Source organism: Stieleria bergensis, assembly GCA_007745635.1.
GTDB lineage: Bacteria > Planctomycetota > Planctomycetia > Pirellulales > Pirellulaceae > Stieleria > Stieleria bergensis.
The window spans coordinates 6,312,579-6,326,854 of record CP036272.1 but is presented as its reverse complement, the minus strand read 5'-3'; the positions used below and the strand labels follow the sequence as shown (position 1 = coordinate 6,326,854).

At 53.9% G+C, this 14,276-nt stretch carries 9 protein-coding genes; 5 read left to right on the top strand and 4 right to left on the bottom strand.

Going from position 1 to position 14,276, the window contains the following annotated elements:
* Positions 1-5: 5 nt before the first annotated feature.
* The 3 genes from SV7mr_RS22150 to SV7mr_RS22140 all read left to right on the top strand — a co-directional run bounded on the left by SV7mr_RS22150 (position 6) and on the right by SV7mr_RS22140 (position 4,308).
* A complete protein-coding gene (locus SV7mr_RS22150) occupies positions 6-1,094 on the top strand; it encodes a protein-glutamate methylesterase/protein-glutamine glutaminase (RefSeq protein WP_419187759.1) in 1,089 nt (362 codons plus the stop codon).
* Positions 1,095-1,105: 11 nt separating this feature from the next.
* The gene (locus SV7mr_RS22145) at positions 1,106-2,506 is read left to right on the top strand and encodes a fused response regulator/phosphatase (protein WP_145276802.1); all 1,401 of its coding nucleotides are present in this window, start codon (positions 1,106-1,108) and stop codon (positions 2,504-2,506) included.
* Positions 2,507-2,745: 239 nt separating this feature from the next.
* Positions 2,746-4,308 carry an arylsulfatase B gene (locus tag SV7mr_RS22140; RefSeq protein ID WP_145276800.1) on the top strand — a complete coding sequence of 521 codons (1,563 nt, stop codon included), beginning with the start codon at positions 2,746-2,748 and terminating at the stop codon, positions 4,306-4,308.
* A gap of 6 nt (positions 4,309-4,314) precedes the next feature.
* Here the strand turns inward: SV7mr_RS22140 and SV7mr_RS22135 are convergent, their stop codons facing one another.
* The 3 genes from SV7mr_RS22135 to SV7mr_RS22125 all read right to left on the bottom strand — a co-directional run bounded on the left by SV7mr_RS22135 (position 4,315) and on the right by SV7mr_RS22125 (position 8,724).
* The gene (locus tag SV7mr_RS22135) at positions 4,315-5,946 is read right to left on the bottom strand and encodes a hypothetical protein (protein WP_145276797.1); all 1,632 of its coding nucleotides are present in this window, start codon (positions 5,944-5,946) and stop codon (positions 4,315-4,317) included.
* 203 nt (positions 5,947-6,149) lie between these two features.
* Entirely contained in the window at positions 6,150-7,097 is a 948-nt protein-coding gene (locus SV7mr_RS22130) for an alkaline phosphatase family protein (RefSeq protein ID WP_145276795.1), read from the bottom strand.
* 103 nt (positions 7,098-7,200) lie between these two features.
* Entirely contained in the window at positions 7,201-8,724 is a 1,524-nt protein-coding gene (locus tag SV7mr_RS22125; protein WP_145276792.1) for a mercuric reductase, read from the bottom strand.
* A 637-nt stretch (positions 8,725-9,361) separates the two neighbouring features.
* Here SV7mr_RS22125 and SV7mr_RS22120 point away from each other — a divergent pair.
* On the top strand, positions 9,362-12,334 hold the full coding sequence (locus tag SV7mr_RS22120; protein ID WP_145276789.1) for a DUF1592 domain-containing protein: 2,973 nt from the start codon (positions 9,362-9,364) through the stop codon (positions 12,332-12,334).
* A gap of 43 nt (positions 12,335-12,377) precedes the next feature.
* A complete protein-coding gene (locus SV7mr_RS22115; protein ID WP_145276787.1) occupies positions 12,378-13,712 on the top strand; it encodes a DUF1552 domain-containing protein in 1,335 nt (444 codons plus the stop codon).
* 80 nt (positions 13,713-13,792) lie between these two features.
* On the opposite strand, the gene SV7mr_RS22110 is transcribed toward SV7mr_RS22115, so the two are convergent.
* Complete coding sequence (locus SV7mr_RS22110; RefSeq protein ID WP_145276785.1) at positions 13,793-14,137, bottom strand: hypothetical protein; 345 nt, start codon at positions 14,135-14,137, stop codon at positions 13,793-13,795.
* Between the last annotated feature and the right edge of the window lie 139 nt (positions 14,138-14,276).

Sequence of the window (14,276 nt, the reverse complement as noted above, 5' to 3'; positions counted from 1 at the left end):
GACTCTTGGGCTCCAGTCCAACACGACTGATGATCGTGGACGATTCGGCGTTGTATCGCCAATCGCTGCGAAACCTGCTGCGCGAGATGCCCGACGTCGAAATTGTCGGCAGTGCCAAAGATGGGGTGGATGCGTTAGACAAAATTGAAAAGCTGGACCCAGATCTGTTGACACTTGATGTGCAGATGCCAGAGATGGACGGACTCGAGTTGCTCAAGGAACTGAAACGGCGGAAGTTACGTTCTAAGTCGATCATGGTCAGTAGCCTGACTTCCCAGGGAGCAGAAGCGACAACAGAAGCCTTGATGGAAGGCGCGTTTGATTTCATCCTGAAACCATTCGGTGGCAATTCGGAAAAGAATCGGCATGACTTGCAGTGCCAACTGACTAGCAAGATCAATGCGTTCCGGCAATCGATCGGCCAAAAGCCGGTCTCAGCGACTGGTTCCGCTGAACGTCCCATTCCACAGGGTCGCGGCGTTGCCGAAGCGACACCCCAGGCCGCCGCAGCATGCCAGGCCGTGGTGCTGGGAGCATCGACCGGGGGGCCTTCGGCGCTGAAGAAGGTGCTTCCTCGATTGCCAGATCGCTTGTCAGTACCCGTCTTTGTCGCTCAGCACATGCCACCGCAGTATACGAAGTCCCTTGCAGTGCGACTGAACGACGTTTCCGTGTTACAGGTGGTTGAGGCTGAAGAGGGGATGATCGCCAAGCCAGGCATGGTGGTTCTGGGTGCCGGCGGGCAACAGATGCGCGTCGTCAAGCAGGGAAACAGCTTTCAAGTTCAACTGACCGATGATCCGCCGGAGAATGGTGTTCGCCCCGCCGTAGACTATTTGTTGCGATCGGTCACTCAGGCAACCAATGGCAATGCCTTGGCCGTGATCATGACAGGTATGGGACGCGATGGTTTGGAAAGCTGTCGGCAATTGAAGCAGCAAGGAGGTCATGTCATGGCGCAGAATCAAGCCGACTGTGTCGTTTATGGGATGCCCAAAGCAGTCGTCGAAGCGGGCTTGGCTGAACGGATCTTGCCGTTGGGAAAGATCGCTCCCGCAATTGTGCGTCACATTAAACGCAGTCAGAGAAGTTAAGAGCCCCAGCAATGAATGACTCAGAACAGTCTCAGCAGATCTATTTGCTAGTCGTCGAAGATAGTCGGATTCAGGCACAGATCCTTTGTCAAAAGTTGCGTGAAGCCAACTTCGAAGTCGACTGGGCAGAGGACGGTGAAGTCGGCCTAAAGTCGATCCGCACGCGGCGACCCGATCTGGTCATTTCTGATATCGAAATGCCGAACATGACTGGATATGAACTGTGTTATGAAGTCAAAAATGACCCGCAGCTAAAAGCTGTCCCTTTTATTCTGCTTTCGACACTCTCGGATGCTCAGGACATCATCAAAGGGCTGCACTGTGGAGCTGATAACTACGTTACCAAGCCCTACGATCCCGAGTTTCTGATCACTCGTGTGCGATCGTTGCTGGAAACGCCGGTTGATGACGAAGGGGAGCAGCAACAGCTTGATGTTACGCTCAACGGCACGCGTTACACGGTCAAGTCTGGTCGTCAACAGATCTTGAACTTGCTGGTTTCGACGTTTGAGAACGCGGTTGAAAAGAACCACGAATTGGCCCGTGCCAACGAGGAGTTGACGGTCGCCAAAGAGCAACTGCAACGCTGGAACGTGGAACTCGAACGCTTGAACGGAACGCTGGAGTCCGTCAACCAGCGGATGAGTCGCGACTTGGATGCTGCGGCCAGAGTGCAGCAGTCACTGTTGCCCAGCAGCGAACCCGATATCGAGCAAGCAAAGTTGGCGTGGAAGTACATCCCCTGTGACGAGCTTGCGGGGGACTTCCTTAACTACTTTTTGCTCGACGACGAACACTTGGCGATGTATGTCGTCGATGTGAGCGGGCATGGCGTGGCGTCGTCATTGCTATCGGTGACGATTGGCCGGTTGATGACTCCACATCGCACCTCGTCTTCTTTGTTGGTCCAGTCGACCGCTGACGGTGGTCATCGCGTTGTGCCGCCAGGCGAGGTGGCCGCGGAACTGAATCAGCGTTTTCAAATGGAAGAGCAAAACTCGTTGTTCTTCACCATGCTTTATGGTGTCTTGAATCTTCGGACGCTTGAGTTTCGCTTTACCTCCGCTGGGCATGACCCACCGGTCCTGGTACGCGATGGCGCGCCACCGGCGATGATCGAGGGCAGTAATCTGGCGATCGGCTGGATGGAAGACCTGGAGTATGAAGAGGAATCGATTGACCTGCAGCCAGGTGATCGTTTGTTCCTGTACTCCGATGGAGTGCCCGAGGCGCTCGATCAAGACCTGGAACAGTTCACGATGCAACAGATGGTGGAGATGTTCGAACTCGGCCAAGGGAGTTCGCTGCAAGAGAGTGTGGACCTGTTAGACAATGCTGTGCAACGATGGTGCGCCAAAAATGGCCCCAAAGATGACGTTTCCATCCTTGGCCTTGAAATCAATCGAACGTAGGGCAAGCATGCTTGTCCAGACCGCTCGCTTGTTTGCTGCGCCCGCCGCAGCGAGGAAGGCTCTGGTTCGCAGACCAACGGATCTCTTCTCCATCGCCCAGCGGTGGTTTTTCCGGTGGTGCCACGTGGTGGCGTTTTGTGGCGGTGTTTCGTAGCGGAAAGCATCTGCTGGCGGCTTTTCCAGGCTCAATCCTGGAGTAGACTGTGGGGCCCTTTGATTCTGTTTCTGCTGAGGTGATCATGAAACCCTTCCTGTCTTGTTTCGCGCTGGTGCTCTGTTTCAACTTCGCAGCGGTTTGGGCTGAGCCTGCCGGAACTCGTCCGAACATTGTGTTTGTGTTGTCAGATGACATGGGGTGGAGCCAGCCGGGATTCAATGGCGGCGATGCCAAGGTGACTCCGAACATGGACCGCTTGGCAAACGAAGGGATGCGTTTGACTGAGTTTTACACTCACAGCGTCTGCGCCCCGACACGCGCTGCGTTTCTAACCGGTCGCTATGCGTTCCGTACCTGGAGTGATTGGCGATCGGAGGATTTTGGGAAGCCAAGTTACTTGGCCAAGTTGGGCCTCAAGTTGGCCTATAACGATCGTGGTCAACCAACGCGTCGTCTCCATGCGCTTGATACCGAGGAACGAACCATTGCCGAGGCGCTCAAGGAAGCTGGTTACTTCACTTCGATCATCGGCAAATGGCACCTTGGTGAATGGTTACCTGAGCACTTGCCGATGGGACAGGGATTCGATCATCAGTATGGTCACTATGCCTGGGGCATTGATTATTACACCAAAACAATCGTCCATAATGCTCCAGCGCGCTTTGCCGTTTACGATTGGCATCGCAATCAGCAACCCCTTCAAGAAGAAGGCTATGCCACTGATTTGATTGCCGACGAGGCTCAGCGAGTGATCGAATCTCGCAAAGGCAAAGACGAGCCGTTCTTTCTCTATGTTGCCTTTAATGCTGTGCATGGTCCGTTGAACCCGCCGCCGGGATTTGATGGAGATCCCGACGATCCGCTTGCCATTCGTCGCGCGATGTTGGCGAGTCTGGATCAGGCCGTTGGGAAAATTAGCGATGCCATCGACGAAAACGGCTTTCGTGAAAACACTGTCTTTGTGTTCACTAACGATAATGGGCCCGTCTTGGAAGAGATGAGCAAGCCTTATCGCGGGACAAAAAACACGACGTTCGAGGGTGGTGTTCGGCAACCGGCTGTCATTCGTTGGCCTGGGCATACCGAGCCGGGTTCCACAAAGGATGGCTTGGTGTTCATTAGCGACTTCTTTCCAACCTTCGTGACGCTTGCTGGTGGTCGTCATCAGCAAGAACGTCCGCTGGATGGAATCGATATGACGTCGATGCTGTTTGGTGATCAGGAAAGCACCAGAGAAGAGATTGTCTTTGACGTTTCAGGCAGCGTTCGCTTGCCAACCATTCGCTCGGGCGATTACAAGTTGATGGGCGACATGCTGTACAACATCAAGACCGATCCCAGCGAAAGCACTGACATCGCATCCGGACATCCCGAACGGGTCACCAAGATGCGAGCCCGCGTGACCGCCCTGGGAAATCAGCGGCCTCCGCTGGGTGACAAGCCCTTGCTGATGGACCCGCCACTGCCTTATGTCTACGGCCTTCAAGAGCAAGAGAACGTGCCGGATTGGCTGATCAAAGCCGTGGATCAGGTGCGAGCCAAACAGCCCACCGAGTGGGCGCCTGGCGAAACGCCTTGGCCCAAAGCTCCCCAAGGAGCCAAGGCCAGCAAGATGGACGGGCTAAAAGATGAAGCCACCAAGTGACTTGGCCTAGTTCGCGTCCAGGTTGATGACGAAGTCATCCCAGTCAACGTTCGTGCCTTCGTCGCGGTCGTCGTAGCCGCGAGCCTTATCGTCAACGCCGTTGCGGCCAACGCTATACAGGACCACTGCGGTGTCCGTTTTCTTGTAAATGAATGCGTCGCCTGAGTTACTATCCAGGGGGATTTCCTTGATGAACTCTGGACTGAGATCGTTTAGTTTGTCGGGGAACGAGCCATGGTTCATTTGGTGGGCCTTGCAGGCAAACGCCAGCTGTAACAGATCGGTCTTGGAGAGGCTGTCACGCTCGGCTCGGCTGCAGGCATCCAGTGCTGGTAGCAGTAAACTGACCAACAGTTCGCCAACGATCTTGCCTTGAGCATCCGGCTTTTGCAGGACCAAGCTGGCCATCATCAAGAACGAAGGCTGTTGCCAACGCTTGCCCAGGTTTTCTAGATCTTCGTTGATCTTCTGCATCGCCTGTTTGCGTTCTTTGATGCCTTCAATTTTGGCTGCATCAACCAGTCGATCATACCAGCTATTCATGACCTTGGCGGTTTCGTCCCAGTTGATCAGCGAGCCGGTTGCCGGAGGCTTTTCTTTCTTTTGTTCTGGCTGATCTTGAGCCACGACGTAGGTCACGGATTGATCAGGAACCTGAGCCGACAAGGCGTTTAACAAGCTCATGGCTTTGATCAAGTTGGTGGTTTGTGAGATCCATTGCACCGCATCCAAGCCAGCATACCGTTCGCCTTGATCGATGCAGCGATACAGCGGCGGAATCGATGGCAATTGTTTTAGGTCAGCTAGGAACCGATTGGCTTGTTCTTTGGTGAGTTTCGGGGACTGTAAGACATGAGTGGCTGCTTCGATGGCAATCGAATCGACGGCGATGCCGACCAGTTGCGAAATCAAGAACGAGTCTTTGGTGGCGAGCCTGCCGACTCGAGACACCGCCATCACGTCTTCCCAAGCTTGATCCAATTCACCTTGAGCGATGCGATAGTTGGCTCGGATACTTAGGTCACGAGCAATGCTTCGCAGATCCGTGATTGAGCTCAGGAGTAATGAAATCACAGGCGGCCCGGTCTGGTCGTCCAAGCCGAGATCCGTCTCAGCAATCTTGGGCGCGTAATAGTGTGTGCGTCGACTGCCTTCAACCAGCACGTCCAGCTGTGAGTCAATGCTCTTGATCCACTTTGCCAAGCTAGGCGAGTCTTCGTCGGTCCAAGGACCTTCTAAGCCGCGATCGAAATTGTCATAGGCTTCCTCTCCACGCTTCGATTCCTCAAGCGTCTCAAAGTAATCAACCAGCAGATTGTCGCGATTGGGTTTGACGCCCAGCTGTCGGTAGTACTCTTCACGCAGGGATTCTACAATCGCTTCGGGGCCCATCACTTGCCGAACGATGACTTCGAAATTGTTTTCCGGGGTGACGCCTTTAGAAGTGATTTCGTTGAGCGCCCGGACGTAGTCCACGCGGCCATGCTCGTCCAGCGGGCCCAGGATGCGGGTGACTTCCTTGGAAACCGTTAGCCCCGGTAGAGGCGCCTTCTCGGTTTTCTTTTCTTGGCCGGGTTCGTCGGCGATGGCGGAAATGGCAAAGCAAGTTGTGGCAACTAGCAAGACAGAGCGGATCATCAGATCAGGCCTCGTTTGGGTGGTGAGCACCAAAGGTCTGTGGAAAAAGCAGCGTCGGCCTTGAGGGCAGGTTTTCTGCCAAGGCTGGGCGCAAGAACATCAATCACATTGATTCTAGCACGCAGCCGATTTGTCTAAAAATCTGCAGCAGTTGATGTTTGCTTTAGAAGCGGCATCTCTCGTCTTGCCGTTGTGAGTGCCTTTTAATTGCTTTTGATCCCAACGGGCTTGCCGTCTAGGCCCCACTGGGGGTCAATCTTGACGCCCAAGTGTGTGAGCGCCGTCACGGACAGATCAACTAGATAAGTTGGCTGCTGTTTGTCTTTGTTGATCACTGCATCGCCGCTCACGATCAACCACGTTTGGCGGATCTCAGGAATGTTTCGTCCACCACCGTGGCCGGTCCCCTGCCCTCCATGATCGGTTGACAGCAGTACCAACCAGTTTTCTTCTTCATACCTTCGTCGACTCTTCATCGCTTTGATAAGCGATCCAACATGACCGTCAACCGTTTCGATGGCTCGAATGTAATGGGGGACAGAGGGGTGAAATCCATGAGCATGACCGGTTTCATCAACAGCCCCCAGATAAACCATGACTGCATGAGGATCACTGGAGCGAATGTACTCGGTCGCTTCGTCGGTCAAACGCTGATCGTTCGCGGTATAAGCCTCTGCGCCATGCGACTCATGGCAGACACGTTTATCGGCTTCACTAACGATGTATTTGTCGATCGGTTTCCAATCGACAAAGGATCCTAACTGCGCATCGGTATACTGAGCTCGCACACGGGCAAACAAGTGCGGGTAGTTCTTAATGTTGTTGCCTTTGAAGCCATTGTCTTGGATGCCATGCTTGTCCGCCCACACGCCGGTCAGAAAACTGGTCCAGCCGGGGCCACTGACCGTGTCATTTTGAGTCTCTCGAGGTCCCAGGATTTGGGTGTTTTCCCAAAGCTGCCCGCGCTGAATCAACGCGTCCAGGTTTGGCGTCTGGGCACGCTGCAACGCATCGCGTCGAGTGCCATCAATGCCGATGATCAAGACGCGATTCCGGGGCGTTTGAGCGATGGGGTCTTGTGCCGCAGCCGTGTGCAGAAAGCTTACAGCGACGATGGCAAAGGCCGTCAAACGGTTGAAGACAGTGTTCATAAGGTTCAATCAAATTAGCGTAGAATCGGTTCGGTGACGCCCAACCCGTCTGGTATCGGGCCGGGTTCGTAGGGTGCCGTGCTTGCGCGCACCAATCAACTGGCTAGGAGCCGACATTGATGCGTCGCAGCAGATTCAGCAGTTTTTTGCTGGTGCTTGTCAGTCGGGTGCGATTGAACTGGTCGCCTGCTTTGCGAATCGCGTCGGCCAAGGTGGGATAGGGATGGATTGTGGATGCAATGGACCCCAGGCCAATCTTGTTTGTCATGGCCAAAGCAACTTCGCTGATCAGGTCACCTGCGTTGGGCGCGACAATGGTCGCTCCGACAATTTTGTCTTTACCCGCTTGAGTATGAATCTTGACGAAGCCGTCGCCCAGTCCCTCCAAGATTGCCCGATCAACTTCGCTAAGCTTAACGGTGTAGGTGTCGATCTCAATTCCACTTGCTTGTGCTTCTTGTTCATTGATGCCCACTCGGGCAAGCTCAGGTGAACAATAGGTAGCCCAAGGAATGGTGAGTTGACTGAGTTTCTTTCTGCCAAAGGGGCCTAAGGCAAAGAGCGCATTCTGAATCACAATCCGAGCCATGAAATCGGCGGCGTGCGTGAACTGAAACCGAGAGCAAACGTCGCCGGCGGCAAAGACTTTGGGATTGCTGGTTTGTAAATAGTCGTTGACGATGACACCTTTCTTGTCAAACCTCACGCCCGCATTCTCCAGTTGCAGTGATTCGAGGTTGGGAGCTCGCCCTACAGCCACTAACAACTGGTCCACTTGTCGATCCTCCTGGTGATCTTGGCAATTCAGGCGGAGCCGAAAACTGCCATCGTAGTGGACCTCTAGGTCGCGACCACCGCACAGCACATCGACTCCGTCTTTGAGAAGTTGCCTGCTCACGATGTCTGCGGCATCGCGATCTTCGCGTGGCAGAAGACCTTGTTTGGTTTCAATCAAGCAGACCTGTGAGCCAAGACGAGCAAAGGTCTGTGCCATCTCTACGCCAATCGGACCGGCACCGACGATTCCCAGGCGTTCGGGGCGCTCCGTCAGGTTGAAGAGTGTTTCATTGGTCAAATAGGGTGTGCCTGCAAGGCCGTTGATCGGGGGCGCAGACGCGCGAGCGCCGCTGGCAATGACGGCGCGTTTGAAAGCCAGTGTCGTGCCTCCGACATCAACGTTCTGACGGTCGACAAACTGAGCTTCGCCTAAATAGACATCGACGCCCAGTTCGCGAAAACGTGCCGCTGAATCATGAGGGCTGATTCCGGCTCGCAGGCGACGCATCCGATCCATCGCAGCAGAGAAATTGACTTCGCCGAATTCGATGGTGTCTGCGAAGAAAGGGATCGCTTGCCGCGCACCCCAGATCGCTCTGGCAGCGGCGATCAAGCCTTTGGACGGAACGCAGCCAACATTAAGGCAGTCGCCGCCCATCAAGCTGCGCTCAATCAATGCCACCTTGGCACCTAGTCCAGCAGCACCTGCGGCAGTGACTAAACCTGCGGTCCCGCCGCCGATGATAACAAGATGATAAGGCCCCGCGGGCTGTGGGTTCTTCCAGTCCGCAGGGTGCACATTGGCAATCAGTTGTTGGTCAAATTCATTGTTCGGCAGCAATGCATTCATTGCAATGGCCTCTGATTGCCGGAGAGAAGCGTTGATGCAACGCCCGTTGACGCTGCTGCCGCATTGTAGCAGCGCACAAAGAGGGTCAGTCTAAGCGATTTTGAAAGCCGACTCTGATCAAGGAATTGCCAGCGACAGCACAGAACCGCCGATGCCAGGATTGCATCGGCCAGTTGGGGCCAGCCAGTTGCAGGCTTGCACGCACGACCACAGGATTATCTCAAATGTAGGTCGATGTCCCAGGGCAATGCTTCATGGATGTCTGGGAGGGTTCGCTGTTGGGCTGAACAGTGGGTGGGGGCGAATGCGCTGCAGAAGGGTTCGGTCGCCGTAGTATGAAGCCGCGACGAATTGGTGGGGTAAACCGGGCTGAATTAGCCAAGGCTGGTCAACAGTCACGCAGAATTGGGGATCAAATGAAGCAGCAATGAATGTATAATGAGTCCGCCAGTGGCCTCGTGCTGAAGTTGTCTTCAGGTCACTCGAGTGAGTCGCTGGCCCTGCCACGCCTTCCCTGCCACTCAATCAGCTCCACCAGCGTGTTGATTGTCTCTTTGTTCCGTCCGGCTTTTGTCCGTTCCCTCGCTCAATCAATCGGGTGATGAATCGGTTGCAGCCAAGATTGATTTGATTATCCATGGTGTCATTGACTCAGTCATTTTTCCGTCGTTTGACGGAGCTGTTTACCCTGCTGCTTTTATTGTGTCAGTCGTCTGCATTGAAGGCGGATGAATTGCAAACGCAGTTTGACAGCAAGGTTCTTCCTGTGTTGCGGAATCATTGTTTTGATTGCCACAATGTTGATGATCGCGAGTCGGGTGTGCGTTTAGATCATCTCGATGGCAGTCTGCCTGACGGGGCGATCAAGTTGTGGGAGCATGTTGGCAAGCAGATCGAGTCCGGCGCGATGCCTCCAGAGGATCACTCTGAAATCCCGGAGCAGCAACGTCGCGAGCTTTTGTCTTGGCTGGAAGCATCACTGCATGAAGCCAGAATTCGCGAGGCACCCAACAACGGGATCACACGGCGGTTAACGGTGACTCAGTACCGTCACGCGCTCCAGGAGTTACTGGGCATTGACGATGACTTTACCGCCACCTTGCCTGATGATGGCATCTCAAAGGATGGGTTTACCAACGACATTGAAACCCTGTCTGCGTCACCCTTGCAAATCGAAGCCTGGTTCAATATTGCGACCCAGGCTCTTGAGGCAAGCACCGTCGATCCCACTGTGTCGCCGACGGTGCAGAACTTTCGGATGGACTTGGGGCGTGGGATCAATCCTCAGCCGCTGCAGGAGAACCTTATCCTTGGGGCGCTGAATCGTTTGCTGCCCAAGCAAGACTTTACAGTCACCGAGCTGACTCCGGAAAAGTCGTTTCCGATTCAGGCTTATCGTTTGCCGGCCAAGTATCGATTTAACGAGGGCTATTCCGGAAACGCAACTGTCCGCGGCTGGCGTGAATACACCAGTATTTATCATAAAGTGTTCGCTTGCCTACGCGGTGATGGAGGCTATCCCAAGGGCGAACCGTATGAATCCGTCGACAATGGCTTGCTGTTGCGTCCAGCCATTCCAAACGATTCGGTGTGGCAACGGTCCACGACCTATGGGCCCAAAGCGAATTTCAAAATTGCGTTGCGCGAGCTGCCTCGTCATGGTCGCTTTCGTGTGACGGTCCGCGCTGCAAAATTCGATGACGCGTTGTTGCTTTCCAACCTCAATGCTGAACCGGCCGAGCAAGCATCGCCGCAGGAGAGCGTCACGATGTCGGCGGAACAGAAGGATCAGCCGTTGGTGATTCCCCAGTCAGGCATCTATCAAGTCGACGTTTATCGGCGTCCAAAAACAGAAGACGAAAAAGGTAACGAGCGTTTCAGCTTGCAGATTGATGGTCGACGGTTTACCGATCAATTGAAGCGGACGCCAGCAATGTTGCTGCGTTTGGCAGAGGGGGAACGCGATTGGAGCTTTGATTTTGGCCGCGGCGATGCTGCGATCGAGAAGATTGTCTTGACTCGATTATCGATGGATGATCCTTTGGCTCAGCGTTATGAAACGTTCATGCAACAATCGCCTTGGTTGGGTGTCTACATGGGGTTGAGACGCGATTGTGGACACACCTTTAATCAGGTTGAATCCTCGCGTGTGGTCGATCAGCTGAGCACTCAAGCCTTCGTGTTTGAAGGGGCGATCAACAATTTTCCTCGACCTGACGTGCAACCCGGAAATGACAACTACTTGGCCGGATTGCGTGAGATCTTGGTGCACAGTGTTTACACCGATGGGCGAGATCGACCGCGGTTGCGCATCGAAACGATCGAGTTTGAAGGGCCACTTTACGAGTCTTGGCCACCACAGTCTCATCGCAACGTGTTCTCTGTTGGTCCTGAAGTGACAGATGAACTGGAGCGTGCGAGGGAAACGATTCGGCGCTTCGCCCAGCGCGCCTTTCGACGGCCTGTTGACTTGCAGGAGATGGCTGGGCTGATGGAACTTTGGCGTGAACACTATCAACAATCCAAAGATTTTCACGCGAGCACCCGTTACGTTCTGGCGGGCATTCTGACTTCGCCTGCGTTTTTGTTTCATGTTGAGAACAGCCAGTCGCCCAAGCCCGAACCGTTGAATCAGCATGAACTGGCAGCGAAACTGGCTTTGTTTCTGTGGGATGGGCCACCGGATCAGGAACTCACTGACGTAGCAAATCGGGGACAGCTGACTGCGGAGCTAGATAAAACAATCGATCGCATGATTGCCGATCCCAAATTCGAGCGGTTTACCGAAACGTTTGTCCGTCAATGGTTGTCGTTGGATAAGTTTGATTCCGTTGAAGTCGATCGTCGCAAGTATCCCGCACTGTCCAAATTTGCTCGCAAGCACTTGCGCCAAGAACCCGTGCGAACCTTTCAGCATTTGGTGCGCACCAATCAATCGGTTGGTAAGCTGATTCAGTCCGACGAAATGGTCATCAACGAGACGCTTGCAAAGTATTACGGGATTGACCAACCAATCGAATCAGGACCTGAATTCGTTGCGGTCTCGGTGGATCGTTCCCATTTGGGCGGCTTGCTCACTCAGGCTGCCATACAGTCGGGGCTTTCTGATGGTCGGGAAGCCAATCCGGTCAAACGCGGTGCTTGGTTTGCTCGTAAGATCATCGCAGAACCTCCCAATGATCCTCCGCCCAATGTGCCAGAACTCAAGGATGATCGCAGTTTGCCATTGAAGGAACGCTTGCGTCAGCACCGTGATGTCAAAGGCTGTGTAAAATGCCATGAGGGGATTGACCCTTGGGGCGTGGCTTTTCAGCAATACGATGCCGGTGGGCTGTTCACAGGAAACAAAGCCGATGCCAAGTCAAAGTTGCCCGATGGCGTTGAGGTTGACGGTGTTGCGGAATTGCAGCAGCACTTGCTGCAAAATCGCCTGGCTGATGTTGCCTTTAGCGTTCAGAAGCATTTAGTCACTTACGCAATCGGTCGACCGCTTCAATACAATGAATGGGTGCGACTGAAAGAGAATGGCCTAGCCGGCGTTGACGAAGACTATCGCTTACAAGACATGATTCGAGCGATCGTGCACAGTGACTACTTCCTAAAGAAGTAGACCAGGGAATTCATTTCATTGATTTTTGATTAGGTGATTCGTGATGAAATCGCAATCGATTGACCGTCGTGCTGTTCTAAAAGGGATTGCAGGCACTGCGTTGGCGCTGCCTGCTCTTGAAGCGATGGGCAGCGAAGTTGCTGGTCAGGTGCCACGCCGATTCTGTGCCCTTTACACGGCCAACGGCATGTCGCTCCCCAAAGCAGAACACAAAATTGATCAATGGAGCTGGTTCCCGCGTCAGCAGCAGGATGGCCAATTCGTGTTTGGTGAATCAACCAAACCTCTGGAGAGTTTTCGCAATCAGCTGAGTTTCGTCGGTGGCTTGTACCATGAGAATGGATTGAAGTCCGATCCGCATACCTGTTCTGATATGTGGCTCACTGGAGCGCCGTTGCACGATGAAACGCGTGACAGCTACAACAGCGTTAGCCTGGATCAGGTGGTTGCTCGCCATACCAAGGGGCATTGTCGTCAGCCATCATTGGTGTTGTCGATTGATGCTGGCGTGGGATTCTTGTCACGAACAGGGACGATTTCTTACAACCATGCGGGGCGGCCGATTCCTGCTGAAAATAATCCTCGGCAGGTCTTCAATCGCCTATTTCGAGCGGACGTCGGTGCGCTCAATGCAAGACGAGACCAGTTGCGCCGGCAGATCAAATTGGTCGACGCTGTTTTGGAAAGCGCCAAGTCCTTTGATAAGCAACTTGGGCAGACGGATCGGCAGACCATGCAACAATACTTGGCCTCGCTGGATGAAGTCGAAAGTCGCTTAGCGGCATCGGAAAAGTGGACTGACATTCCGCTCAAGCAGCAGGACTATTCGCATTTGGACTTGGATGTTTCGCCGGAGCAAGATCCCGCGAGCTACTATCGCACGATGTTCGACTTGATTGCATTGGCATTCGATGCTGATATCACGCGGAGTATCGCATTCATGCTCAATCGCGAAGATGGCATGGGCATCAGCGATACCTTTCCGCTGAAGTTAGGTCTAAGTCGGACGCACCACAATCTGTCACACGCTGGTGATAAAGCGGGACAGTTGGAGTTCGCTAAATACGATCGCTTCTTGAGCGAGGAGTTAGCAGGTTTTTTCAAGCGTCTGAACAGCTATCAGGATTCCCAGGGGACGGTGTTGGATAACACCATTGTGCTGTATGGCAGTGGAGCCAGTACCACCCACCAACCACGCAATCTGCCCACGTTGATTGCCGGTGGCACCAACATGGGCTTGCAGCATGGAGTGTATCACGCTGAAGGCAAGACCCGGATGGCGAACTTGCAACTGAGCATCCTGCAGGCGATGGGCATTGAGCAGGATACTTTTGCCGACAGCCAGGGGACCTTCACGGATTCCGTCTTCCGCTCTTGACATCGCTCGATGCATTGGATTTCAGCCAGGCAGTCTTGATTCAGATCACGTCGTTCACGATGGTCGGGTCCAACGCTCGTTTACCAAGCGCGAATCTGCGGGCCTTTGGATGGTGGTTCATCTGGTCCACGCGGAGTGGACTGGCCGTCGACGACGCCATCGGCAGCGTCGATTCGATGCATGACTTCGGAAATCTGTTCGGGCTTTACCGTGCCTGATTCTTTGAGAGTTGTCAGCAAGGTTTGGCAGACCAGCCTCAGTTCGCCGACTTGTTGTTCCAACGCTTCGATCCGGGCTTGCTGATCATCCAGCGAGCGAAGATTGCGGTTCTCAGCACGCTTTCTGGCTGCTTCGCTTTTACGTAGCGATTCGATATCTCGCCGCTGTCGGTGGTCGCTGTCAAAGAAGGTATCCCAGAAATCCATCGCATTCGCCTCGCGTGTTTGTGTTAGAGAGATGGCACCAATGGAACAGCTTTCGGGCGCGATCGAGCTCAGTTCCTTTCCGGTTCAGTGCTCAGAGACTATGATACAGGTGCATTCAAACACTGTGTTTGCTGGGTTC

Coding starts and splice junctions, on each gene's coding strand:
- SV7mr_RS22145 (WP_145276802.1), top strand. CDS start 1,106: ATGAATGACTCAGAACAGTCTCAGCAGATCTATTTGCTAGTCGTCGAA.
- SV7mr_RS22140 (WP_145276800.1), top strand. CDS start 2,746: ATGAAACCCTTCCTGTCTTGTTTCGCGCTGGTGCTCTGTTTCAACTTC.
- SV7mr_RS22135 (WP_145276797.1), bottom strand. CDS start 5,946: ATGATCCGCTCTGTCTTGCTAGTTGCCACAACTTGCTTTGCCATTTCC.
- SV7mr_RS22130 (WP_145276795.1), bottom strand. CDS start 7,097: ATGAACACTGTCTTCAACCGTTTGACGGCCTTTGCCATCGTCGCTGTA.
- SV7mr_RS22125 (WP_145276792.1), bottom strand. CDS start 8,724: ATGAATGCATTGCTGCCGAACAATGAATTTGACCAACAACTGATTGCC.
- SV7mr_RS22120 (WP_145276789.1), top strand. CDS start 9,362: ATGGTGTCATTGACTCAGTCATTTTTCCGTCGTTTGACGGAGCTGTTT.
- SV7mr_RS22115 (WP_145276787.1), top strand. CDS start 12,378: ATGAAATCGCAATCGATTGACCGTCGTGCTGTTCTAAAAGGGATTGCA.
- SV7mr_RS22110 (WP_145276785.1), bottom strand. CDS start 14,137: ATGGATTTCTGGGATACCTTCTTTGACAGCGACCACCGACAGCGGCGA.